General features: G+C 65.6%; 24 protein-coding genes. 15 read left to right on the forward strand and 9 right to left on the reverse strand.

Going from position 1 to position 24,020, the window contains the following annotated elements:
- Positions 1 to 31: 31 nt before the first annotated feature.
- From BLJ79_RS17185 to BLJ79_RS17200, 4 genes are all read left to right on the forward strand, one after another.
- On the forward strand, positions 32 to 1,096 hold the full coding sequence (locus BLJ79_RS17185; RefSeq protein ID WP_083411401.1) for an ABC transporter ATP-binding protein: 1,065 nt from the start codon (positions 32 to 34) through the stop codon (positions 1,094 to 1,096).
- Positions 1,097 to 1,175: 79 nt separating this feature from the next.
- Entirely contained in the window at positions 1,176 to 2,375 is a 1,200-nt protein-coding gene (locus tag BLJ79_RS17190) for an extracellular solute-binding protein (protein ID WP_071215994.1), read from the forward strand.
- A 137-nt stretch (positions 2,376 to 2,512) separates the two neighbouring features.
- A complete protein-coding gene (locus BLJ79_RS17195) occupies positions 2,513 to 3,442 on the forward strand; it encodes an ABC transporter permease (protein WP_083411402.1) in 930 nt (309 codons plus the stop codon).
- Between the two features lie 10 nt (positions 3,443 to 3,452).
- On the forward strand, positions 3,453 to 4,256 hold the full coding sequence (locus BLJ79_RS17200; RefSeq protein ID WP_071215995.1) for an ABC transporter permease: 804 nt from the start codon (positions 3,453 to 3,455) through the stop codon (positions 4,254 to 4,256).
- A 124-nt stretch (positions 4,257 to 4,380) separates the two neighbouring features.
- Here BLJ79_RS17200 and BLJ79_RS17205 read toward each other — a convergent pair whose 3' ends face one another.
- From BLJ79_RS17205 to BLJ79_RS17220, 4 genes are all read right to left on the reverse strand, one after another.
- Positions 4,381 to 5,940, reverse strand: coding sequence for a molybdopterin-dependent oxidoreductase (locus BLJ79_RS17205; RefSeq protein ID WP_071216082.1), 1,560 nt, complete (start codon positions 5,938 to 5,940; stop codon positions 4,381 to 4,383).
- A 124-nt stretch (positions 5,941 to 6,064) separates the two neighbouring features.
- A complete protein-coding gene (locus tag BLJ79_RS17210) occupies positions 6,065 to 6,928 on the reverse strand; it encodes an anti-sigma factor (protein WP_071215996.1) in 864 nt (287 codons plus the stop codon).
- Positions 6,928 to 7,509 carry an ECF RNA polymerase sigma factor SigK gene (gene sigK, locus BLJ79_RS17215; RefSeq protein ID WP_071215997.1) on the reverse strand — a complete coding sequence of 194 codons (582 nt, stop codon included), beginning with the start codon at positions 7,507 to 7,509 and terminating at the stop codon, positions 6,928 to 6,930. Before sigK ends, BLJ79_RS17210 begins: the two co-directional genes overlap by 1 nt.
- 193 nt (positions 7,510 to 7,702) lie before the next feature.
- Positions 7,703 to 8,380: a fasciclin domain-containing protein gene (locus BLJ79_RS17220; protein ID WP_071215998.1), complete on the reverse strand. Its 678-nt coding sequence runs from the start codon at positions 8,378 to 8,380 to the stop codon at positions 7,703 to 7,705.
- Between the two features lie 569 nt (positions 8,381 to 8,949).
- On the opposite strand from BLJ79_RS17220, the gene BLJ79_RS17225 reads away from it, so the two are divergent.
- From BLJ79_RS17225 to BLJ79_RS17235, 3 genes are read left to right on the forward strand one after another with little or no spacing between them, the layout of a single operon-like run.
- Positions 8,950 to 10,089, forward strand: a complete 1,140-nt coding sequence (locus BLJ79_RS17225) for a type III polyketide synthase (protein WP_071215999.1) — start codon at positions 8,950 to 8,952, stop codon at positions 10,087 to 10,089.
- A 9-nt stretch (positions 10,090 to 10,098) separates the two neighbouring features.
- On the forward strand, positions 10,099 to 10,809 hold the full coding sequence (locus BLJ79_RS17230; RefSeq protein WP_071216000.1) for a class I SAM-dependent methyltransferase: 711 nt from the start codon (positions 10,099 to 10,101) through the stop codon (positions 10,807 to 10,809).
- A complete protein-coding gene (locus BLJ79_RS17235) occupies positions 10,806 to 11,960 on the forward strand; it encodes an FAD-dependent oxidoreductase (protein WP_071216001.1) in 1,155 nt (384 codons plus the stop codon). Before BLJ79_RS17230 ends, BLJ79_RS17235 begins: the two co-directional genes overlap by 4 nt.
- Before the next feature lie 99 nt (positions 11,961 to 12,059).
- On the opposite strand, the gene BLJ79_RS17240 is transcribed toward BLJ79_RS17235, so the two are convergent.
- Together BLJ79_RS17240 and BLJ79_RS17245 are read right to left on the reverse strand one after the other, a co-directional pair.
- Positions 12,060 to 13,529 (reverse strand): MFS transporter, encoded by a 1,470-nt coding sequence (locus tag BLJ79_RS17240; RefSeq protein WP_071216002.1) that lies wholly within the window; start codon positions 13,527 to 13,529, stop codon positions 12,060 to 12,062.
- Positions 13,526 to 14,569 (reverse strand): MBL fold metallo-hydrolase, encoded by a 1,044-nt coding sequence (locus BLJ79_RS17245; protein ID WP_071216003.1) that lies wholly within the window; start codon positions 14,567 to 14,569, stop codon positions 13,526 to 13,528. The genes BLJ79_RS17240 and BLJ79_RS17245 overlap by 4 nt, the downstream gene beginning before the upstream one ends.
- 243 nt (positions 14,570 to 14,812) lie before the next feature.
- Here BLJ79_RS17245 and BLJ79_RS17250 point away from each other — a divergent pair, with 243 nt between their 5' ends.
- Together BLJ79_RS17250 and BLJ79_RS17255 are read left to right on the forward strand one after the other, a co-directional pair.
- Positions 14,813 to 15,298, forward strand: coding sequence for a cupin domain-containing protein (locus tag BLJ79_RS17250; RefSeq protein ID WP_083411405.1), 486 nt, complete (start codon positions 14,813 to 14,815; stop codon positions 15,296 to 15,298).
- Between the two features lie 84 nt (positions 15,299 to 15,382).
- The gene (locus BLJ79_RS17255) at positions 15,383 to 16,150 is read left to right on the forward strand and encodes an alpha/beta hydrolase family protein (RefSeq protein ID WP_083411406.1); all 768 of its coding nucleotides are present in this window, start codon (positions 15,383 to 15,385) and stop codon (positions 16,148 to 16,150) included.
- On the opposite strand, the gene BLJ79_RS17260 is transcribed toward BLJ79_RS17255, so the two are convergent.
- Positions 16,072 to 16,956, reverse strand: coding sequence for a PaaX family transcriptional regulator (locus tag BLJ79_RS17260; RefSeq protein ID WP_286135475.1), 885 nt, complete (start codon positions 16,954 to 16,956; stop codon positions 16,072 to 16,074). The two genes, BLJ79_RS17255 and BLJ79_RS17260, sit on opposite strands and share 79 nt — an antisense overlap.
- A gap of 386 nt (positions 16,957 to 17,342) precedes the next feature.
- Between BLJ79_RS17260 and BLJ79_RS23020 the strand changes: the two genes are divergently transcribed.
- Complete coding sequence (locus BLJ79_RS23020; protein ID WP_175475520.1) at positions 17,343 to 18,302, forward strand: RNase H family protein; 960 nt, start codon at positions 17,343 to 17,345, stop codon at positions 18,300 to 18,302.
- A 164-nt stretch (positions 18,303 to 18,466) separates the two neighbouring features.
- Positions 18,467 to 18,640, forward strand: a complete 174-nt coding sequence (locus BLJ79_RS24100) for a DUF8730 family Cys-rich protein (protein ID WP_502686110.1) — start codon at positions 18,467 to 18,469, stop codon at positions 18,638 to 18,640.
- Between the two features lie 104 nt (positions 18,641 to 18,744).
- Here the strand turns inward: BLJ79_RS24100 and BLJ79_RS17275 are convergent, their stop codons facing one another.
- Together BLJ79_RS17275 and BLJ79_RS17280 are read right to left on the reverse strand one after the other, a co-directional pair.
- A complete protein-coding gene (locus tag BLJ79_RS17275) occupies positions 18,745 to 19,731 on the reverse strand; it encodes an HNH endonuclease family protein (RefSeq protein WP_071216008.1) in 987 nt (328 codons plus the stop codon).
- A gap of 111 nt (positions 19,732 to 19,842) precedes the next feature.
- On the reverse strand, positions 19,843 to 20,442 hold the full coding sequence (locus tag BLJ79_RS17280) for a sunset domain-containing protein (protein WP_071216009.1): 600 nt from the start codon (positions 20,440 to 20,442) through the stop codon (positions 19,843 to 19,845).
- 247 nt (positions 20,443 to 20,689) lie between these two features.
- Here BLJ79_RS17280 and kynA point away from each other — a divergent pair, with 247 nt between their 5' ends.
- The 4 genes from kynA to BLJ79_RS17300 all read left to right on the forward strand — a co-directional run bounded on the left by kynA (position 20,690) and on the right by BLJ79_RS17300 (position 23,413).
- A complete protein-coding gene (gene kynA / locus BLJ79_RS17285) occupies positions 20,690 to 21,559 on the forward strand; it encodes a tryptophan 2,3-dioxygenase (protein ID WP_071216010.1) in 870 nt (289 codons plus the stop codon).
- Positions 21,560 to 21,568: 9 nt separating this feature from the next.
- Positions 21,569 to 22,393, forward strand: a complete 825-nt coding sequence (locus tag BLJ79_RS17290) for a PaaX family transcriptional regulator (protein WP_071216011.1) — start codon at positions 21,569 to 21,571, stop codon at positions 22,391 to 22,393.
- Between the two features lie 192 nt (positions 22,394 to 22,585).
- On the forward strand, positions 22,586 to 22,927 hold the full coding sequence (locus BLJ79_RS17295; RefSeq protein WP_071216012.1) for an ArsR/SmtB family transcription factor: 342 nt from the start codon (positions 22,586 to 22,588) through the stop codon (positions 22,925 to 22,927).
- A 12-nt stretch (positions 22,928 to 22,939) separates the two neighbouring features.
- Positions 22,940 to 23,413, forward strand: coding sequence for an SRPBCC family protein (locus BLJ79_RS17300; protein WP_071216013.1), 474 nt, complete (start codon positions 22,940 to 22,942; stop codon positions 23,411 to 23,413).
- The last annotated feature ends 607 nt before the right edge of the window (positions 23,414 to 24,020 follow it).

A 24,020-nucleotide genomic window follows, 5' to 3' on the forward strand; every position in this document is an offset into this window, starting at 1 on the left:
ACCACAACCCCACCGAGAAAGGACGGACACCGTGCCCGCCACAGCGACCTCCCCCAAACTCCCGGTCCAAGCCGAGAATTCCCGGAGCACTCCCGCGATCTCCCTGCAGCAAGTCGGCAAGTCCTTTGGTGACTTCGACGCGGTCAAGGGCCTCGACCTGGAAATCCGCACCGGCGAGTTCTTCTCGCTGCTCGGTCCCTCGGGTTCCGGGAAGACCACTGTCCTGCGCATGATTGCAGGATTTGAACTGCCCACCATCGGCCGCATCGAGCTTGGCGGCCTCGACGTCACCAATGCGGCGCCCTTTGAGCGCGACGTCAACACCGTCTTCCAGGACTACGCGCTTTTCCCGCACCTCACCGTGGCGCAAAACGTCGAATACGGGCTCAAGCTGCGCAAGTTGCCCAAGGCCGAACGCACCAAGCGCGTGGCCGAGGCCCTGGAAATGATTCAGCTTCCCCAGGTCGCCCGCCGGCTCCCCTCGCAGCTCTCCGGCGGCCAGCGCCAGCGCATCGCCCTGGCCCGCGCGCTGGTCCTGCGGCCCCAGGTCCTGCTGCTCGACGAACCGCTCGGCGCGCTGGACAAGCAACTGCGCGAGCAGATGCAGATCGAGCTCAAGGCCATCCAACGCGATGTCGGCATTACCTTCGTTTTCGTCACCCACGACCAGGAGGAGGCACTCACGCTCTCGGACCGGGTCGCGGTCTTCAACGAAGGCAAGATCGACCAGATCGGTTCGCCCTCGGACCTGTATGAACGTCCCGCCACCCGATTTGTCGCCTCGTTCCTGGGCAACACCAACCTCATCGAAGGTTCCCTGGCCCAGGAACTCACCGGATCACCCGCCTTGGTTTCCCTGCGTCCCGAACACATCGTGGTTCGTCCGCTTGAATCCGCCCAGGAATCCGCAACCTCCGCCGTCACCGCGGTCATCGAGGAAATTGTCTACACCGGACCAACCACCCGGTACATGGCACGCACCGATCACGGAACCCGGTTGATCGTGCAGGAACAAAACGGCGCATCCTCGGCCGGGGCCGCCCGCGGTTCCAGGGTCCGCCTCGAATGGCCCACCCGCTACAACTACACCGTCTGATCCATTTCCCCCCAACGGCCGGGGCTTTCGCCCGCTTGCAACCCGGCCGCAGCATCATTCACCCAGAAAGGCCACGATCATGAAGATCTCCAAGGCACTTCCCCTCGCAGCATTAGCCTCGCTCTCCCTCGTCCTGGCGGCCTGCGGTGGCGCCAGCTCCGGAGCCACCTCCGGCGGCGGCATCCAGGTCCCCGACCTCCCCGCCGCCACCGAAATAGGCGAGTCCGAGGGCCAGGTCAACATCATCGCGTGGGCCGGCTTCGTCGAGGACGGCTCCACCAACCCCGACGCCGACTGGGTCTCCGCGTTCGAGCAGGAAACCAGCTGCAAGGTCAACCGCAAGGTCGGCGCCACGAGCGACGAAATGGTCCAGCTCATGCGCGGCGGCGAGTACGACCTGGTCTCGGCCTCGGGCGATGCCTCGCTGCGCCTGATCGCCGGCGGCGACGTGGCCCCGGTGAACACCGAGCTGATCCCGAACTTCGGGCACATCGTCGAGGGGCTCAAGGGGCAGATCTATGACACCCTCAACGGCAAGAGCTATGGGGTCCCGATCGGCCGCGGCGCCAACGTGCTGATGTACAACACCGACAAGGTCGCCCAGGCCCCCACCTCCTGGTCCGACACCTGGGCGGCGGACTCCCCCTACAAGGGATCGGTCATGGCCTACGATTCGCCCATCTTCATCGCCGACGCGGCCGTCTACCTGATGGCCACACAACCCGAGCTGGGCATCACCAACCCCTACGCACTGGACAAGGACCAGCTGGCCGCCGCGGTCGAACTGCTCAAGACCCAAAACGGCGTCGTGGGCGAATACTGGAACGACGCGCTGAAGGCCGTCTCTTCGATCTCCTCGGGCACCTCCTCCCTGGGCACCGGCTGGCAGGTCGTGGTCAACCTGGCACAGGGCGACGGCGGCAAGGTCGAATCCGTGCTCCCGAAGGAAGGTGCCACCGGCTGGTCCGACACCTGGATGATCTCCGCGAAGTCCAAGAACCCGAACTGCGCCTACAAGTGGATGGACTGGGCCTCCAGCTCCGAGGTCAACGCCAAGATCGCCCAGAACTTCGGCATGGCCCCGGCCAACAAGCTCGCATGCGAAGGCTCCAAGGAAAACGAAGCCCACTGCGAGACCTTCCACGCAACCGACGAGGACTACTACAAGCAGGTCTGGATGTGGACCACCCCGGTCGAGCAGTGCATCGACGGCCGCACGGACGTCACCTGCACCAACTACCAGGAATGGACCAAGGCCTGGACCGAGGTCAAGGGATAGCGGTTCCCTGAGCCTCGCCCCGACTGCCGGCGCGGGAAGGTGACCCCCAAGCACCTTCCCGCGCCGGCCTTCCCCGCACCCCCGCATTCTTCACTCCCAGCAACGAGGAGGATCGACGAGCTTCGTCGGCAACCGCCATGACCGCACTGAAAACCCCGCCGGACACGGCGGCAGCACCCATCCGTTCCACCACCCCGGCACGCAACTCGCTCGGCGACAAGATCTCCCGCTACCTTTACGTCCGCCCCAAGATGCGGGTCACCGGGTTGCTGCTGCTGCCCCTGCTCTGGCTCGGGGTGCTCTACATCGGCTCGCTCGCGCTGCTGTTCATCACCGCGTTCTGGAGAACCGACTCCTTCACCTCCAAGGTCATCCCGGCCTTCACGCTGGAGAACTTCACCGAGATCCTCACCCAACCCGCTTACCAGGCCACCGCCCTGCGCACCATCGGCATCGCCCTGGCCGTAACCATTCTTTGTGCGGCGCTCGCGCTGCCGCTGGGCCTGTACATGGCCAAGGTCGCCTCCCCCAGGATGCGCGCGGTGCTGGCCATCGGCATCACCCTGCCGCTGTGGGCCGGCTACCTGGTCAAGGTGTTCTCCTGGCGCATCACCTTCTCCACCGGCGGCCCGCTGGATTGGCTGCTCGCCCCCATCGGTGCCACCGGCCCGGGCTACGGCACCGCGGCCCTCGTGGTCACCCTGGCCTACCTCTGGTTCCCCTACATGGCGGTCCCGGTGTACTCGGCCTTCCGGCAGATCCCCGACAACCTCTTTGACGCCTCCGCCGACCTGGGCGCCAGGTCCTGGGCGACGGTGCGCACCGTGGCCATCCCGCTGCTGAAGCCCGCCTTCATCGCCGGATCCATCTTCACCTTCTCGCTGTCCCTGGGCGACTACATCGCCGCCCAGTTCGTCGGCGGCAAGACCCAGGTGATCGGCACCGTGATCGCTTCCAACATCAACCTCAACCCGCCCCTGGCCGCGGCGTTCGGCATCGTGCCGATCGTCGTTGTTGTCATCTACCTCTTCCTGGCGCGCAAGACCGGCGCCCTGAAGGCCCTGTAAGGAGACCGTCATGAGACTCTCTGCCCCCGCCAAGGTCACCCTGCGTGTTTTTGCCGGCATCGTCATGGCGGCCATCTACCTGCCGCTGGTGCTGGTCATCACCAACTCGTTCAACGCCACCACCTCCGGGGCCTTCCCCATCAAGGAATTCACCACCAAGTGGTGGGTTGCCGCCTGGCACAACGAGGGCGTCCGCGAGGCGTTGTGGACCTCCCTCAAGGTAGCCTCGGTGGCCACCGCCATCTCCCTGGTGCTCGGCTCGATGGTTGCCTTCGCCCTGTCCCGCTACGAGTTCTTCGGCAAGAACACCGTCAACCTGCTGGTGGTCCTGCCCATCGCCCTGCCGGGCATCGTCACCGGTGTTGCACTGAACAACACCTTCAAGACCGTGCTGGAACCCCTGGGCATCGGGCTCGGGCTGTTCTCGGTGATCGTCGGTCACGCCACGTTCTCCATCGTGATGGTGTTCAACAACGTCCAGGCACGCATGGGGCGGATGAACCGCGGCCTCGAGGAAGCGGCCATGGACATGGGGGCAAACATGTTCAAGACCTTCTTCCACGTCACCTTCCCCGGGTTCCGCTCGGCCTTCATCGCCGGCGGCCTGCTGGCCTTCGCGTTGAGCTTCGACGAGATCGTGGTCACCACGTTCACCGCGGCCCCCGGCACCGAGACCCTGCCGATCTGGATCTTCAACAACATGTCCCGCCCCAACCAGGCTCCGGTGGTCAACGTGATCGCCGCGGTGCTGGTGCTCGCCTCGATGATCCCGGTGTACCTGAGCCAGCGACTGACCGGAGACGACAAGAAGTAGCCAAGCCCCCGGTTCCACGGCGAACCCCCGCCGGCCGGGGCGGTGAGTGACGGCGGTGTGGTGCTGGTCGATGCGGGCCGTGGGGTCCCGTCCCCTCGCCCGCAGCAGTTCGTCCGGGGACGAGCTAGCCAACCGAGAACTGGACGCGCTGCCAGCCGCTGGCTCCGTCGGGCACGGGGTCGGCCTTCTCGCTGGTTTGCATTGTCCCGTCTCCGTCAAAGGCACGGACGCTGACCACGTGGTTTCCCGTGGAACCGCCGTCCCATTCGTAGCGCCACTGGCGCCAGGTGTCCACGGAGGCCTCGGCACCCAGTTCCGTGTCCTGCCACTCACCCTCGTCGATTTGCACCTGGACCTTGGAGATGCCCCGGGTCTGTGCCCAGGCGGTTCCGCCCATGACCACCTTTCCGGACGGAACGCTGGCGAAGGACCGGGGCACGTCGACCCGCGAGGAGAGCTTGATGGGCCCGTGATCGGACCAGCCACGCGTGGTCCAGTAAGCGGTCTTGTCGGCGAAGCGGGTGACCTCCAGGTCAACGACCCACTTGGTGGCCGAAACGTATCCGTAGAGACCGGGAACCACCATGCGGACCGGGAATCCGTGCTCCAGCGGCAGCGGTTCCCCGTTCATGCCGACCGCCAGCAGTGCCATGCGGTCGTCTGTGAGGACCTCCAGCGGAGTGGAGGCGCTGAAGCCGTCGATCGAGGTCGACAGCACCATGTCCGCGCCGTCCCGCGGCACCGCCCGCTCCAGCAGGAGGCGCAACGGGTAGCCCAGCCACTTGGCGTTGCCCACCAGCTGGCCGCCGACGGGGTTCGAAACGCAGGTCAGGGTCAGGCAGCTTTCCACCAGGTCCTCGGCCAGCAGCTCCTCGAAGCCCATGGTGAATTCCTTCTCCACCATGCCGTGGACCCGCAACGACCACTCGGACGGATTGATGCGCGGCACCGAAAGTGCCGTGTCGATCCGGTAGAAATCCTTGTTCGGCGTGATGAACTTCGGCATGCCGGCGAGTTCGACCTGGGCGTTGGCCGGCGGGGGCGGTGCCGTGACCGCGGCCGGCGGAAGTCCCAAGGCCGAACGGGCGGCGTCCGCGACATTGCGCGCGGTAGCCAGGGACTTTCCGACACCGGTGGCCACCGCGGCACCCACCAGCGACACGGCCGTGCCGATCAGGAAGTTCCTGCGTGAGGCCCCGTGGACGGGGGTGCCGCCATGCACCGGCGGACGGGCCTTGGAGGCAAGGGCGGTGAGCCAGCGCAACGCGGCCAACCCGGCAACGGACCCCAGGATGGTCGGCGTGAGGTCAACGAGCCCAGTGGCCGGCCGGGACAGCACCGCCGCACCGATCGCCACGGCGAGGACGACGATGCAGGTCGCCGCCAGGGCATAGCTGCGCCTGGCCAGGATCCCGACCAGCACCGCGGCGATCGCTGCGATCACGCCGATGGAGATGAACAACGCGAGCTTGTCGTTCGTGCCGAAGGTGGCGATGGCGAAGTCCTTGAGCCATGGCGGTGTCAGGTCGATGAACACCGAGCCCATCGCCACCATGGGAGCCGACGCCGTGGCGAAGAAGGCCGACACAAATTGAGCCACGGAAAAGAGCACGGCAGCCGCCGCGAAGCCCGCGAGCCCGAAGGCCCCCAGGTCCCGCATCCTCGATGCTGTTGACTTGTTCATGATTTCACCCACCCGTACGTTGTGATGCTTCCTCCCCGCGGTTGCGGGGAGGAACCTGTCCACTACGTATTCGGAACGCTACCATCGGCGGATTGGACGCAAGGCGCCTTTTCCCCAAGAAATCCTAGAGCTCCTGGACCAGGATCGGTTCGGTGGTCGGTGCCGGGGAACCGGACGCCGGTTCCACCGTGATGCCAAAGTGCGTCACGCCCTCCATGGCACCGGAAACCATGACCATGCCATCGGCCTGGGTCCCGGGGACCATGCCCGCCGGCACGGCATCCGTGCCGGAGATCAGCCAGAGTTCGTAGGCCTTGTCGCTGGGCAGGGCGGGCAGGCCGGCTGTGGTCACCGCCATCTTGCCTTCCGAGGCCGAATAGGCCAGGGTGACGGTCGCCCCGTCCTCCAGCTTCTGGCTCTTGGACTGGGCATCGGCAGCGGTCAGGATGCGGGTCAGCTCGGACTGCTGGGTGCTCAGCGCGGCCAGCTGTTCCTCGAGCTTTTGCTGCTCGGCATTCTGGTTGACCACGACGCCGCTGAGCACTCCGGCGGCCACCAGCAGCACGCTTGCCGCCAGGGCGAACATCCTTTGGCTGGACTTCCCCTGGACCGGGTGCGATGCGGATCCAGCGCTCTGCGCCGTCCCGGACACGGGTTCCGCGGCGGCGTCGGTTGCCGCCTCGGGGGCAACCGGGGCGGATTGTTCCGCGGACCCGGATGTGGCACCGGACGGAACGTCCTGCGGGGAGACAAGCGGCGGCAGCTGCGGGGTGTTGCGGATGGAGGCCATGATGTTGGCCTTGACCCGGGCCGGAGGGGCCACGGGTGCGGCGGAGAGCCCCAGGAGCGCAGCGGTTTCCTGCAGTGACTCCACTTCCTGGCGGACCTCTTCGGAGGTTTCGGCGTGACGGAGGAGTTCCTCGCGTTCCGCGTCGCCCAGTGCGTTCAGGGCGAAGCTGCCGGTCAGCTCGTTCTGGTGCTTGTCCATCACGCCACTCCCATCAGGTCTCGAAGTTTGTTCATTCCGTCGCGTATTCGTGTCTTTGCCGTTCCCACCGGGATCTTGAGCAGCTCGGCGACTTCAAGGTGTGTATAGCCGCCGAAATAAGCCAGTTGGATCGCATCGCGTTGGTTTGCGCTGAGTTTTTCCAGCGCCCGGGTGACGCGCTGTCCCTCATCGTGGGCGATGGCAGTTTCCTCAACGTCATCGTAGCTCGCCTGGAAGTCCTTGATGCCTTCGCGCAGGTCACGGTCCTTGCTGGCCTGGCTGGCGCGGACCCTGTCAACCGCCCGGCGGTGCGCCAAGGTCAGCAGCCAGGTGATTGCCTTGCCGCGGGCCGCGTCATAGCGCGCCGCCTGCTGCCAGGCTTCGACGAACACCTCCTGGGTGATTTCCTCGCTTTGTGCCTGGTCCTTCAGGATGCGCCGGATCAGGCCGAAGACCTGGGGCGAGAGCCGGTCGTAGAGTTCCTCAAAGGCGTTCTCGTCACCTGTGGCGATCCCGAGCATCAGTTCTTCGGTGGTGGGGGCGGAGGTTTGGTCCGTGCCACCGGGTAGGTGTGAGCTCATGCGATATAGCGTCTCATGCATTCCGGGCCCCGCCATTCATCCGTTCTGGTGCGGCGGGCAGGAATCCAGGTTTCCTGCCCGCCGAAATTTCCGACCGGGGCAAGTAGACCGCAGGGGGCCGGCAACCGGTGGAGGGTTCCACCGGTTGCCAACCCCCTGGTGGGTTGACCTGCCGCAGTGCGAGGCGCTGCTACTACTTCTTGGYCGGGGGCATCAGCACGGTGTCCACCAGGTAGACGGTTGCGTTGGCGGTCTGGACACCGCCGCAGATCACCGAGGCGCCGTTGACCATGAGCTTGTCGCCGCTGCCGGTGACCTTCACGTCCTGTCCTTCGACGGTCTTGTGAGATCCGGCGATGTCGCTCGGGGCGATCTGGCCGGGGATCACGTGGTACGTCAGGATGGTGCTCAGCGTATCGGCGTCGGCGACCACCGCGTTGAGATCCTTTTCCGGGATGGCGGCGAAGGCCTCGTCAACCGGTGCGAAGACGGTGAACTCGCCGCCGTTGAGGGTGTCAACCAGGTCGACCTTCGGGTTGAGCTTGCCGGACACCGCCGCAGTGAGGGTCTTGAGCAGCGGGTTGTTCGAGGCTGCAACGGCCACCGGATCCTTCGCCATTCCGGCAACCGAGCCATCGCCGCTCGGGACGGCCTCGGCGTAGGCGGCGCAGCCGGAGCCCACGAGGTTGGCTGCCGGGTCCATGGCCGCGGCCGAGCTGCTCGGGGCCGCCGCGCTGCTGGACGGGGCGGCCGAGGAGGACGGTGCCATCGATTCGTTGGCCCCGGTGCCCGCCGAGCAAGCGGTCAGGCCCACGGTGGCAACTGCAATCAGTCCGAGTGCTGCGGCAAACTTGCTGTTCATGCGCTTCATGTCATGCTCCTTGCTTGGCGTCGGCCCCTGGGCCTCCGCGCCTTCCCGACCACTGTTGGTTCGGGCTGTCATGGAGCATTCGGTGCCGGTCCGCAAACGGATTGGAAACATGCCAAAAAACTTTTTCGCCGGCGCAGGGGTCCCGCGTTCCCGCATGCCGGCGGACATGGAAGAAGCGGAGAAGATGTCTGTTCTTCTCCGCTTCCCTTGAAGATATCTCCAATCATCAAGTTGCTCAGTGTTTCTTGATGTGGGTTACCTGCTCGGTGTCCGACTCCGGTGCGTTCTTCGAGCGCTTCTCCGCGCGTCGCGCCTTGATCGACTTGCCTGCAGGCTTTTTGTGTTCGTGTCTATGTGGTGATTTGTCTGGCATCAATTACCTCTCACCCTGGGGCGGGGATCAATTACGACCGATGCTGGTCTCCCAAAAATCACGATACTCCTGAGCCCGCGCGGAATCCAGCATTTTCTGGAAGTGCCCGGTTTCAGGGGCATTGGCCTTCCGATTCACAGGCAGCTGCCGGGCCCCGCCCTTTACCCGCACCGCGTCCGGCCATAGGCTCAGCACTATGCCGGTGATGCTCAGAACCATCCAAACAGCCGTTCCGCCCACCATCCTGTACCAAGACAAGGCCAGGGATGTCTTTGGCGCCCAACCAGGGCTGACCCGGTTGGGCCAGCGCCTGATCAGCACGTCGTTTGATTCGGCCCAGATCTCCACCCGGCACACCGCCGTCACCGAGTTCACCACCGAGACTGTGGCCGAGAACCCGCTGTTCTTCGATGCGGATTCCGGGCTCCTGCTGAGCCCCAGCACCAAGGAACGCAACGAGGTCTTCGTGGCCACCGCCCCGGGGCTCTACATCGAGTCGGCGCACAAGGCCCTCGAGGCCTGCCCCGACCTCGGCCCGGGCGATGTCACCCACGTGGTCACGGTGTCCTGCACCGGCTTCTACAATCCCGGCCCCGACTACCAGCTGGTCAGGGCGCTCGGCCTGCGCCCCTCCACGCAGCGCTACCACCTGGGGTTCATGGGCTGCTACGCCGCGTTCCCGGCACTGCGTGCGGCCAAGAGCTTTTGCGAGGCGGACCCGGAGGCCGTGGTGCTGGTGGTCTGCGCCGAGCTGTGCTCGATCCAKGTGCGCAGTTCCAACGACCCGGACACCATCATGGGCTCGGCGCTCTTCGCCGACGGTGCCGCCGCTGCCATCGTCACGGCCCGYCCGCACGCCGGGACGGGCCTTCGGCTGGACCACTTCGAGACGGTCCTGACCCCCGTGGGCGAGGAGGCCATGGCCTGGAACATCGGCGACGAGGGCTTCGAGATGGTGCTGGGGACCTACGTCCCGCACATCATCGACGACCACATCATCGGGGCGCTGGAACCGCTGCTGGCCCGCGACGGGTCGCTGGGCCCCGACTATGCGGACATCGAGCACTGGGGCATCCACCCCGGGGGCCGGGCGATCCTCGACCGCGTGCAAAAGCGCCTCGAGCTGCGCGACGAACAGCTGATGCCGGCCCGCCGGGTGCTGAACGACTACGGGAACATGTCCAGCGCCACGGTGATGTTCGTGCTCAAGGACATCATGGACGAGAACCTCTCCAGGGACGCGGCATCCGGGCAGCGCGTCTGCTCCATGGCCTTCGGCCCCGGGCTCACGGTCGAGACCGCGCTGATGACCCTAGACACCGGGCAGCGGGGCTAGGCCGCGCCCATGCAACGGGACATCGCGGCCACCGAGGAAATGGACCGTCCCGACGCCGATCCCGCCCTGCTCGAACGCACCTACGCCCAGTTCCGCTGGGTGAACCGAGCCGTATCCGGGTGGCGCGGCACCTACGTGCGCCTGGTCCGCCCGCAGCTGCCGCGCCGGGGCACCGGCACCATCCTGGACATCGGGTGCGGCGGCGGGGACATTGCGCTGGCGTTGCTGCGCTGGGCGCGGGCCGACGGCCACGACGTCAGGGTCCTGGGCATCGACCCCGATGCCCGCGCCCACGATTTCGCCACCCGGGCCGCCGCGTCCGCCGGGTTCGGGGAACCGGGGATCGAATTCCGGCGGACCACAAGCTCGGCGCTGGTGGCCGAGGGCGCACGCTTCGACGTGGTGGTTTCCAACCATGTCCTGCACCACCTCGACCCCCCGCAGCTGGCCGGTGTCCTGGCCGACAGCCAGGGCCTCGCCCGCGGCCTGGCGATCCACAGCGACATCCGGCGCCGGCGCAGCGCGCTGCTCCTGTTCGGTTTGGCCACGTTGCCGCTGGCCGGTTCCTCCTTCATCCGGCGCGACGGGCTGACCTCCATCCGGCGAAGCTATACGCCGGGCGAACTGGCCCGCGTGCTGCCGCCCGGTTGGCACGTGCACCCCCAGGGCCCGTACCGGAACCTGGCGATCTGGCACGCCGGGGCACGGATGGCCCCATGATCGATGTGGCCATCGTCGGCGGCGGGCCCAGCGGGCTGGCCCTGGCGATCCTGCTGCTGGAATCCGGACACCGGGTGAAGGTGCTCGAATCCCGGACCGCCATCGGCGGGCACTCCCGGGCCATCGGCATCCATCCCCCGGGCCTGGCGGTGCTTGACCGGCTGGGCGTCGGTGCCGAGGCGGCGGCACGCGGGGTGCGGATCGGGCACGGGGTGGGCATCTCGCGCGGGAAGATCGTGGCCGAGCTGTCCTTCGGTTCGATCGAGGCGGAGCACCGCTTTGTGCTCTCGCTGCCGCAAAACGACACCGTCGCGCTGCTGCGGGCGCGGCTGCGCTCGCTGGATCCCGGCGCGCTGGCCACCGGAACCGCGTTCGCTTCCGTGGATGCGCACCCCCGTCACCTGCTCGCCCACACGCGGGACAGCGGCGGGAACGCGGGCACCGTGCAATGCCGCTTCCTCGTCGGGGCCGACGGCACGCGCTCGGAGGTGCGCCGGGGCGCCGGGGCGCCGTTTGCCGGCCACCGGCTGCCGGACACCTACCTGATGGGCGACTTCCCCGAGAGCACGGAATTCGGGTCCATTGCCGCGCTGTTCCTACACGAGAAGGGGATCACCGAGTCCTTTCCGCTGCCCGGGAACACGCGGCGCTGGGTGTGCTGGATCAGGGAAACGGAGACCGCGTCGCTGCCCGAGCTCATCGTTCGGCGGACCGGGCACACGGTGGATGCCGGGCGTAACTCCATGCTCAGCCGGTTCACGACCGCAAACCTGGCGGTCCGCTCCATGAATCCCGGGGACGTGCTGCTCATCGGGGATGCCGCCCACGAGGTCAGCCCCATCGGCGGGCAGGGCATGACCCTTGGCCTGCTTGATGCCGCCGGGCTGGCGGGGATCCTGGATGCCGCATTGGGCGGACGGATCGCCGGGACCGGCCTCCGGGAGGAATTGGATGCCTTTTCCCGGCTCCGGCTGGCCGCGGCCCGCCGCGCGGCGGTGCAGGCGCACGTGAACATGGCGCTGGGCAGGCCGCTGTGGCGCCCGGCAACGGGTGTGCGCGATGCCCTGGCCCGGGCGCTGTTTGCCTCGGACAGGTTTTCCGCCGCGGTCGCCTCCACCTTCACGATGACCCGCGGGGAAGGCAGTCGGTAGCCATTGCCCCTTGCCTGCCCGCCAAGCACGCGCGGGGAGCGCGGAAGATTGGCTTCTCCCCCGCTCCCCCGCATCCGGCCGGTGCTCGCCGGCGGGCGGCTACCCGTTGAAGGCGAAGCGGGTCTGCAGCCTCTCCGCGGTGCGGTCCGGGTTCAGCAGCAGTACGCAGATGATGCCCACCACGATCAGGTAGACCCCGATCATCGCAAAGGAGGAGTTCATGCCCTGGGCCAGCAGCGAGGCCATCTCGGCGCTGTCGCGCATCCCCTTGGGACCCGGGACGTATCCGGCACGGTCCATCAGCATGCCCACCATGGCCGGGGCGATGACACCGCCGATGGAGGCGAGCCCGGTCAGCGTCGCCATGATGGCGGCGCGCTGCCTGGAACACACGCAGAAGGCAATCGCGGTGGGAGCCAGCGGGTAGATCATCGCCAGCCCCGCCCCCAGGGTCAGCGCCGTCACGGCGGCGTAGCCGTGCAGGTGCGGCAGCACGGTGAAGCAGATGCCCGAGACCAGCAGCGAGACCCCGAACAGGGCGCCCATGGCCCAGCGCACGGTGACGCCGCGGCGCATCAACAGCCGCGAGGCGTAGCCAAGCACCAGCAGCGCCAGGGCTCCGATGACCCACGGGAAGGTCGAGACCAGGCCGATCATTTCCGGCGAGAGCGCCACCACCGAGCCGAGGTACTTCGGCGACCAGGTGGTCAGGAAGCCCTGCGCCCAGAAGCATCCGGCGCCGGCCAGCACCGCGGCCAGGAACATCCTCGACCCCAGCACCCGGCGGATGGGCACGATCTTGAGCAGGTCGGCGCGTTCGGTGATGCTGCCGGAGCGCCCGGTGGCAGCGGGCGCCTTCGGCCGCTGCACCTCGCGCTGCGCGGGGGTCGAATCGGTGGCCGGGGCGGCCTCCGCGCCCGCATGCTTCTTCGCGATGTGGGAGTAGGGCCCGTCGCGGCCCAGCAGGAACCACAGGACGGACCAGGCGAGCCCGGCGATGCCCAGGAACCCGAACGCCCAGCGCCAGCCGAGGTCCGGGTGGGCAATGATCCCGGCCAGGATCGGTGCGGCGATGATGGGCCCGAGGGTCGAGCCGACGGCGATGATGCTGGAGGGGAACCCGCGTTCCTTGGCCGGGAACCAGCCGTGGACGTGCTGCAGGGAGATGGGCGTGGCGGGCCCCTCGGCCCCGCCGAGCAGGATGCGGGTGACCAGCAGGACCGCGGCTCCGCCGCCGAAGAGCATCGGGAACTGCAGCACGGCCCAGCTGATCCCCATGGTCAGCAGGATCCAGCGGGTGGGGACCTTTCCGGCCAGGAAGCCCACGGCAACCGCCGCGATGGCGAAGAGGAAGAAGAAGGCGCTGCCGATGAATCCGAACTGGCCGGCGGTGAGCCCGAGGTCCTTGATGGCGGAGTCGGCGACCAGGCCCAGGACCGCCTTGTCGGCGAAGTTGATGATCTGGAAGATGACCAGCAGGAACGTGACGACCCAGGCGCGTCGGTTCATCTTGCCGTGCTTGACCGCCGCGCGCAGGGTGTGCGGCTGGATTTGTTCGGAGGTGCTCATGCGTTCACTCCCGCATAGCGGATTGCTGCGGTTTCAATGATCCCGGAATCGGTGCCCCGTGGGAAGAAGACATCGTTGTCTTCGGCGATGTGCACGGTGCCGGCGAAGTCGCGGCGCACCGCCGCGTCCATGGCCTCGAGGTCCGCGGTGCCGGGGGTGTTGGGCACGATGTGGTGCAGGACCAGGGTCTTGACACCCGCGGCGGCGGCGACCTTGCCGACGTCGGCGAAGGGCGTGTGCGATTCGCGCAGGTGCACCTCGATCCCCTCGCGGGTGGGGCCCTCGGGAAAGGTTGCCAGGATCGAGGGCAGGTCGATGACTTCGTGCAGCAGCATGTCGGCGTCCTTGGCCAGCTTGATGCAGTTTTCCGAATAGGCGGTGTCCCCGGAGACCACCACCGAGCCGTGGCGCGATTCGATGCGGAAGCCGAAGGCCGGGAAACACAACCGGTGGTCGACCAGGATCGCCGAGACGACCACCAGGTCGTCGCGGTAGACCTCGAACGGCTCCATCTCCGGGTGCCGGTTGGCCACCGGGTCGGCGCCCGCCGTTTCCGGGATCTCGATGTCGTGGGCGCGCACCCATTCGTGCGGCTCCCCGCGGCCCTCGTCGGCCATGCGGATGGCGATGTCGGAGGCGAAGACCGTGTCCAGGAGCGCGTCGACGATCTGCGTGGTGCTGCTCATCTCGCGCGTGCCCACCCGCGCGTCGATGTCCTTGGCGTGCGCCTCGTCCAATGCCGGAATGCGGGCGGGCCTGCCGGGCCCGAAGACCTCGATGGGTGCGGCGAAGGACTCGCCGGGCACCTGCCAGCCGGTGACCAGGAAGGAGCCGAGGTCGTAGATGTGGTCGGAGTGGTGGTGGGTCAGGAAGATTCCGCGCAGCTGGCCCCATTCGCAGTGCGAGCGGTAGTTTCGGATGCTGCCCATGCCGGCGTCGAAGACGTAGGTTGCATCGTCGACGCGCACCGCGGTGCTGGTGCCCGCCCGGGAGCTGGAAACGATCGGTCCGCCTCCGGTTCCCAGGGTATGCACGCTCATTCCGTTGAATTTCTTGCTACTCACGCTGGTGCCTCACTTCGTCGTTGAAGGGCAGTCGGATTGGTGCCCGGTATCTTTGTGGGTTGTGCGCACCCCGGCAGGTTGTCCCTGCCGCAGAACACGCCCCCAAGCGTGATCCACATCATATGCAGTGAAACTTGCGATCGCAATACCTATTGCATAGTGGATCGATCCTCTGCCATGCTGGGGACATCAAGAGAACGTTCGACAAGGAGAGCCACCATGGAAATCCAAGAAGGCCAAGAAATCATCCTGGGCGATCTGCCCAAGGGAATCACGCTCGCCAGCGAGGCGATGGGAAACAAGACCTGGAACGTCCTGGGGCACACCTATCTGTCCAAGGTCGAAAGCTCGTCGTCCTTTGCGTGGCTGTCCCTGGATCCGGTCGGCACCGGTGTTCCCCCGCACGTGCATCCCACACAGGACGAGCACATCTACATCATGGAGGGCGTCTACACGCTCTACCTCGACGGGGAGTGGACCACCGCGGGCCCCGGCGACACCGTGCGCATGCCGATGGGCCTGCCGCACGCGTATTACAACAAGCACGAAACCCCGGGCAAGTCCCTCTTCTGGGTCAGCCCGTCGGGGCAGCTTTCGACCCTCTTTGACGAATTGCACAACCTGACGGACCCCGAGGAAGTCGTCCGGCTCTCTGCCCTGCGCGATGTCAATTTCCTGCCACCGGGCTCGGTCCCGGGAGCCTAGGCGCCACAACCGCAGACGGGAAGCGCGGACCCCACCCCCTGGCCCGCCCTTCCCGTCACCCATTTCCACCAAGGAGCCCACACAATGGCACCTCGCGCACCGGGCACTGTTCCCATGCCCTACGGCCTCGATGCGGCACAGCACGTTTCGATCGAGTGGCCGGCACCCGGGATCACCCCTCGCGGCATCACCGCGCTGATCCATGGCGGCTACTGGCGCTCGCACCTGCACGCCTCGCTCATGGATCCCTTGGCGGCCTCACTGAGGGAGAACGGCTGGGTCACCGCCAACGTCGAATACCGCCGCGGCACCACCGGGCCGTGGCCGGCACCCCTGGACGATGTTCGCACGGCACTGGCGTTGGTGTCCGAGCTCAAGCAGGCCGAAAGGATCGGCGGGCCCCTGGTCGCGGTGGGGCACTCGGTGGGTGGCCAGCTCGCCCTGCTCACGGCCCCACTCGTCGACGCGGTCGTGGCGCTGGCTCCGGTCACCGACGTCGAGCGGACCTATCGGGAACGGCTGGGAGACGATGCGGCCGCCGAATACTTCGGGGTTTCCCCCGAGGACGCCCCGGAGGCCTATCGCGCAGCCTCACCCATGCGGCAACCACTGGGCAACACACAGATACTGGTCCTGCACGGCATCAACGATGACCGCGTGCCCCTGTCGCATTCCCGCGACTTCGTGGCTGCAGCGAACAGGCAAGCAGCGAGGGTGTCGCTGGTCGAATACAGCCACCTGGGCCACTTGGAGGCCATCGACCCGCTGGCCGATCACTGGCCCAACGCACTCTCCTGGATGTCCGCGGCGTCCGGCCCCACACCCCGCGAGCCCAGAAGCGAGAGCGCATAGGACTTGGCAATGGGTGCCAACAAGGCATCCAAGGCCCAGAACGCCTGCTTGGCCGCCGGGGCCTTCCACCCGTCCGGAAGGAATTCCAGCGGCAGGTTCGGGTCCCGGTAGGGGAAACGCCGCCACAACGTCAGCATGGGGACGTAGTAGGCGAAGGCCTCCCGGGCCAGTTCAGTGCCGGATTCGATGTCGCCATCGACCGCGTCGATTCGCGCCGCCCATTCCCCCTCGGCGGCACCGTACAGGTCGAGGAATTCCTGGTACTGGTCATCCAGGCCCTGGAGGTCCCACCATTGGGGAACCTTGGACTTGATGTCGTGCGCGCTCAGGTAATCGGCGCTGAAGTATTCGACATACCCATCGAGACCCCGGTCCTTGAGCCGCCGCACCGCCTGCGAAAGCACGTTGCTCGGCGCGATGGCCACACCGGCCCCGACCGCCCCAAATCCCAGGCTCGTCAATTCCGTTCTCAACTCGTAGCGGCGATTGCGTTCTGCCTCGGGTACGGAAAAAATCACCAACGACCACTGATCCCCTGGGCGCGACCGCTCGGGGGCATAGATTCGCTGGTCGCCCTCCTCGAAGGCATCACGCACATCGCCGGCGAGCGAGTAGCCGGCCGCGCCAGCTTGCCGACGGCTCACGAGCACGCCATTGCGCTTCAACCGAGAAACGGTCGAGCGGACCGCGGGACCCTCGATGCCCAGGGCACCAAGCATGTCCACCAGTACCGACACCGGAAAGACGCCTTCGCCCGCGCGGCCATAGAGCCCAAACAGGGTGACGATCAGCTGCTGGTGTTGCAACCTGGACGGCCGTGGATCCATGCCTGTGCGCGCTCACTTATCTAGACTCTCTTGCTCCTAGGACCATCCTAGACAGCCCGACCCAATGCCCGGCATACCAAGCCCGTCAGCGGTCGATCGCGTTGCCCGTGGAATGCCGGCATCGCCTTCAGGATTCGATGTTCGTGGCACCCGAAGCATCGCTGCCGTCTTCACCTCCCTTTGTTTTCCGCAATCCCTGCGGTGGCATCAAGGCCGGACCGGGCCAGGAGACGGCCGAGCGAAGTCGACAACTTCCGTGGTCCGGGAAGTGTCTTCTATCCACACGACGGAATATTTTGGGTAGCTTTGGGAGACGGGGGTTTCCGGATGCGGAAATACCCGAGCGCCGAACCGAGGAGGAGACCATGCAGGCACCACGCCCCATGCCTCCTGCCATGCGGTTCATCCCTGCTGTCCAAGAGGTCACCGAACGCTCCGGGGTCACCGTCGAGGTGGTGCCCCACAACCAGAACCTCTTCTGGGCCGTCGTGCGGACCCAGGCCATCGAGGTGGTTGGGCAAAGGAACGGGGTGCTTCCCGTCCACGAATCCGGGCAAAAGCTCGGCGTGCTCATGGCGCATATCGACAAGGCCATTCGTGCGGTGCGTTGCAACGCGGCGGAGTCCGTCTTTTGCGACAACGTGCTGCTCGAGGGGCACCTGAGGTTGCCCGAGGCGCTGGCACGGATGGGTTTCGAGGTCTCCGAGCAATTCCGTCCGCTGGTTGGAGCCCGCGCCGCCGCCGCACTGCTGCGTGAAAGCATCGACGACTTCCATTCCGAACTGACGATCACCACCGACGCCTCGCGCAGTTGGCACAGCCCGTTGATGGGCCATGGCTGGATCCTTGACTACGGCAGGGGCTCGTCGCCAACGATCAATGCCTATGCGGCCACCGGCAAGGAAATACTGCAAGGCGAACTGAACTCGATCCACTACGCCCTGCTGGATGCCAGCAGGTACCGCGAGGATCTGTTCACCGGACGGGTTCGCTTCCACATCCGATCCGATTCCCTCATGGCCATCGACCTGCTCAACAATCCGGCCAGCCACGCACGCAGCAGGTCGCAGGCGGCCCGGTCCATCGTCCACAGGATCCATGAGCTGCTGTCCCGCTCGGAGGTACGGTACAGCTGGGTCAAGGCACACGCGGGCGATCCCATGAATGAGCTGGCCGACAGGTTGGCACTGGTGGCCAGGCGTTGCTACGCGGCGGACATCACCGCCGGCGAACGCCAGCGCTTGATGCTGCAAATCGCTGCGGAGGGCGTGGATCTGGGCAAGGTGCTCCCCTTGCGCACCGGCCGCCACTTCCAGGTCCAATAGACTGCGTTCGAACCGGGGTCCCCGGCGGCGTCGGAGTAGCGGGGGCGGGGCGCCCGCAAGGACGGCCACGCCACCCATTTTGATACCCCCTGGGGTATATGAGATCGTTGGTTTGGGCGTCATCCAATCGGCCTTCGCCTTGGACCTATTCCTGGAGAACGAATATGTGTCGAGCAGTCACCTGCCGCAAATGCTCAAAGACGACCTGGGCCGGGTGCGGGCAACACGTCCAGCAGGTCATGAAGCACGTCCCGCGCACCGAACGATGCGGCTGCGACCCGAATGCGCCCAAGGAAAAGAAGGGCGGTTGGCTTGGGAGGCTCTTCTCGGCCAGGTAGTCCCGGGCCAACCGCGGGATGAAGCGAAATTGCCGCCCCTGCAAGCGCATGGGCGGCAATTTCACGTTCGTACCGGATATCGGTACGGCAATTGGTTGCGGGGGCTAGCGCCAACGCAACCGTGTGTCGGAGCTGCCGGTCTTGCAGGTGTAGCTCTTGCCGTTCTTCTTGCCGATGCCTCTGGAACCCTTGTCGGCCTTCGCGCAGTATGCGCCGGGCGACACCTGCTTGGGCGCGGCCACGCTGGTTGGCCGCTTCTGGGTCGGTGCCGCGGTGTTCTTCGGTGCGGCGGGTGGAGCCTTGGCCGCAACCACCTTGATTGGTGCCACCTTTGCGGCCTTTTGCTTCGGGCAGGAGTTGAGGACGCGCTTCATGGCAGTCTTCTCGGCAGCGGTCACCGAAAGGGCATACTTTTTCTTCACGCTGACCTGGGTGGCCACGTACTGGCAGCGGAAAGGCTTGTGGGTCGGCAACCATTCGGCGGCATTGGCATCGCCCTTGGACCTGTTTGCGGAGGCCTGCGAAGCCATCAGGTTCAACGGGTCGTTGGCGACCGCCAGCCGCTGGTCCTGGGAAAGCTTCTGGCCCCCGGAGATCCAGACGTTCTTCAGCGCAACCACGTGGTCGATGTCAACGGATCCGCTGTTCACCTTCCACTTGATCGCGGTTCCGGTGTAGGAGTCGGCCAGGACGCCCGAGGCCAGCTGGCATTTTCTGGCGTCCTTGTACTTCACCTTCGACATGTCCCGCGTAAGGGTGTCTTGACGCTCGTCGCACTTGTTTCGGTCGAAGTCCTTCCAGCCGTTCCCGAACTTCTTGTTCCGGTCATACCCGGTAGCCGGCGCCTTGCCCTTGACCGGCAAGGAATTCAGGACGGTCATCGCGGCAGGGCCGTCGAGCCTGGCACCCGGGAGGACTTTTGCGACCCCGGCCGGCGCCTTGGGCTTGGCCTTCGCGGCGGGAACGCTGACGGATGCCGAGGCACCGCTCGCGGCCTCCGACGGAGAAGCTCCGTCCATGACAGCGGGGTCCACGACCAGGGATCCGGTCAGGATCAACACGGTGAGAATAAAGGAAATCAGGTGTTTCAAATCGCTCTTTCAAGATGACTCAACGAGGCACGGCGCCAAAGGTACATGTAAACACCCGTGGCCCACAGTTTGACTGCGGGCCACGGCCGTCATGAGATTGCCGGAACGGCTTTAGCGCTTGGAAGCGCGGTATCCGGCCTTCCGCGCGTCGGAGGTGTTCTTGAAGCACTGCTCCGGAACCGTGCGGGTGTAGTACTGGCCACCGCGAACGTGGTACTTCCACTCCTTGTTGCTGCCGGTCTTATTGCCCTTGACCGGGAACCCTGCCGGGCAGCTCTTGCCCTTCGGTGCTGCCCACGACTTCTTCGCCGCGGCCTTCTTGACGATCAGGGTTTGCGTCTTGGAGATGGTCCCCTTCTTCTTGCCGATTTTGTAGCTCACCTTTGTCGTCACCTTGTAGGTGCCGGTTTTCAGCTTGACCGAAGTCTTGTTCTTGGCAACGGTCTTCTTCCCCTGCTTGACCGTCAGCACCTTGGAGGTGACTTTCACGCCCTTGGCCGCCTTGGCCAACGGCTTGATGGTGGCCTTCGCCGATCCCTTGACGGTCTTGGTGGGAATCTTCCCGATCGCAACGGCCGGCGCCTTCTTGGCAGCAACGACGGCGGCCCCCTGCACGGGTGCCACGGGTGCGGCAGTTGCCACGGCGGCCCCGGAAAACGCGATCGACACCGCCGCGGCAAGGGCAGTGAGCGTGCGAGTGAAAGTCTTCATGAATCCCCCATGTTTTCGGGCGCGTTTTCTCTGCGGCCCACGATCTCGATACAAACTTCAATCAAACCATGACAACGCCCGGGAAAGGCGCTCGACATGGGGCGGACCGGCGACGGCCCCGAACAGACCTCGCAACTCTACTGACCCGACGAGACCAGACATCCGTCCAGCATTTTTTGCCCCGGGGATCCAGATCCGGCTTATTTCACTCTCTTGACGCACGTTGAGATACTGATACGCTATTTCCATGGCCTGCCCACACGCACAGACACCCGAGGGTGCCCGCGAAATCGAAGACACCGTCCGCACCGATTTTCACAATGCCATGTCGTACGGAAGCTACCTGGACCTCGAACGACTGCTCTCGGCCCAGCACCCGGTCAGCGTTCCCGAGCACCACGACGAGATGCTGTTCATCATCCAGCACCAGACCAGCGAACTCTGGCTCAAGCTGATGCTGCACGAGCTCACGGAGTCGCGCCGGCTGATGGACAACGACGAAATCGGCAAGTCGCTCAAATGCCTGGCCCGCGTCAAGCACATCCAAAAGACGCTCACCGAGCAGTGGGCCGTGCTGGCCACGCTGACCCCGCGCGAGTATGCACAGTTCCGCGGGTTCCTCGGATCGTCCTCCGGCTTCCAGTCCTTCCAGTACCGGGCCGTCGAGTTCATCCTGGGCAACAAGCACGAGGGCATGCTCAAGGTCTTCGAGTCCGATCCGGAGGCGCACCAGCTGCTCACCCAGGTCCTGCACGAACCGACCGTCTACGACGCCTTCCTGCATGCACTTGCCCGCGCCGGTTACGCGATTCCCGAGGAAATCCTGGGCCGCGACGTCACCAAGCCCTGGGTGTTCCACGAGGCCCTGGTTCCCATCTACAAGGACATCTACGAATCCGACGACACCACCTGGAGCCTGTACCAGGCCTGCGAGGACCTCGTCGACCTGGAGGACAACTTCCAGGCCTGGCGCTTCCGCCACATGCGCGTCGTGCAGCGCACAATCGGATTCAAGAAGGGCACCGGCGGATCTTCCGGAGTGGATTTCCTCAGGCGCGCCCTGGACCTGACGTTCTTCCCTGAGCTGTACGCCGTGCGCACCGAGATCGGCAAGTAGCCTAAAGACGTGCTTTCCGAACTCGACGACCTGGACGCCCGCCCGGGCAGCACCACGTCCTTGGTCCGCACCATCGTGGGGCTGTACCTGCGCGAACTGGGCGGCTGGATTTCCTCGGCGCACCTGATTGCGTTGATGGATGCCCTGGGCACCAAACCGCAGGTGACCCGGACGGCGATCTCCCGCCTGAAAAAGAAGGGGATCCTGGACCAGCAGGAACGGGACGGGACCACAGGGCTCGAGCTCACGGCCACCGGCGAACGCATCCTGGCCCGCGGGGACCGGCGCATCTTCGAGCCACGCTCCATGGCAGCGGGCGATTCGTGGTGCCTGGCTTCCTACTCGATCCCGGAGTCCGAACGCGAACGCCGCCACCAACTGCGCAAGTACCTGCAGGGAATCGGCGGCGGGCTGGTGGCCCCGGGGCTGTGGATCTTCCCCGACTACCTGCGCGCCGAGGTGTGGGAGATCCTGCGCGTGCTCGGCCTGGAGGACCACGCGACCATCATCGTTTCCAACGTTTTGGAGTTCACCGGCACGCCGCAGGCCCTGGCAGCTTCATGGTGGGACCTGGATGCGCTGGCCGCCCTGCACCACGGGTTCCTCGAGCAGAACGGGGCGGTGGCCAAGGCCGGCTTCCCCAACGCCGGCGACAGCTTCGCGGCCTACGTGCGGGCCATCGACTCTTGGCGGACCATCCCCTACCTTGATCCCGGCCTGCCCGATGGCTACCTGCCCGGCAACTGGCCCGGGCACCGAAGTGCCGAGCTGTTCCTGGGAATCCAGGGGCGCCATGCTGTTGCGGCCCGCGAATTCATGCGCTCTGTTGCATAGACGGCACGGTGCATGGCTGCGGGCGCTGCCCTGGGGATTCACCGCGGCAACATCCGCACCGGCCGCGTCCCGGATCGTGCCGAATCGGGAAATTTTACAGGATTCCTTCCGCCCGCCCCTTGACTCCGGACGGGCATCGGCGGATCCTAGTAATCAACCGAAAGGTTGATAAAGGAATGAGTTGAATACGCGATGTTTGACGAGCAGGACCTCAACAGGGCGTTCCTCGCCCTCGCTGACCCGACGCGGCGGCAGATCATCGTCCGGCTCTCTGCCGGGCCGGCCACCGTCAACGAACTCGCCGAACCGTTCAAGATGTCCATCCAAGGCATCTCGAAGCACATTCAGGTCCTGGAACAGGCGCACTTGGTGACCCGCACACGCGAGGCGCAACGCCGCCCGGTCCACCTGAATCCTGCACTACTCACGGAACTGACCGGCTGGATCGACAAGTACCGGATACTTGCCGAGGCAAAATACGACCGCTTGGATGCCGTGCTCCAAAAGCATTCCGCACGCCGCGGACAATTTTAGGAAAGTCTCATCATGAGCACCCCATTGAACCTCAGCATCCCCGAAGGCACTCCCTTCATCGATTTCTCCCGGGAGTTCAACTTCCCCGTCGGGGCCGTGTTCGAGGCACATCGCGATCCCGCATTGGTCGCCCAGTGGCTCGGGCCGAACGGCATGGAAATGACCATCGACCACTACGATTTCCGCACAGGCGGTTCCTACAAGTACACGCACTCCAACGAGATCGGCTCGTACGGCTTCACCGGGGTGTTCCACACCGTGCGCGAGAACGATTTCGCCATCCAGACCTTCGAGTACGACGGCCAGCCCGATGTCGTCGCCATGGACTACATGCGTTTCGAGGCCCTTGATGGCAACCGTTGCCGGCTGGTGGGCCACTCGGTCTACCCCTCGATCGAAGCACGCGACGGCATGGCCGCATCCGGCATGGAAGAGGGCATGTCGCAGGGCTACGAACGGCTGGAAACCTTGCTCGCCGCCCGTTGACCAGCAGGTGTCCCGGGGTGCCTGCCCTGCCGCGGCATCCCGGTGCACCCGAGCATAGGACAAAGCGAAACCCACGGTGGGCAGGGGGGAGGAATCCACCGGCCGGGGCAGTTTTCCGCTTGGCGGTTCCAATAGCAGCTGTCCGGTGCAGCCGGGTTCGTCCCGCCAGGCCACCAGCTGCGTTTCGGGCCCGCCCGCGCGCCCGGGATGTGCCCGAAGTCAGCCACAACGCCTTCGGCAACCGAACTCGGACGAGCAATTTAGCATTTCAAATATCCGCCAATTCACTCATGTCATTGTCAAAATCGTGACGTTGGAACATGGACGCACGGGAACGCTTATCCCATCTGCCGATCAGCCTCAGGATCCCGGGGAATATTCCGACATATAACTATTTGGAACTCTTGCCCTTGGCTGGGTTCGCAGCCTTGAATTAGGGCACAAGATTTGACTAATTGGTCCGCTACTGTTGTTATGGAGAGAGAACCAGTCCACCCACATCGGGCCGAACGCTGGTTCATTCGGAACCGCAATGACCGCTATCTGCCGGTCTTTTTCTGTTATTGCGGCGCCTCTCCCCTTGTGGGGATCGAGGCCCGGGAGCATT

This window comes from Arthrobacter sp. UCD-GKA (assembly GCF_001863355.1).
Taxonomy (GTDB): Bacteria; Actinomycetota; Actinomycetes; order Actinomycetales; family Micrococcaceae; genus Paeniglutamicibacter.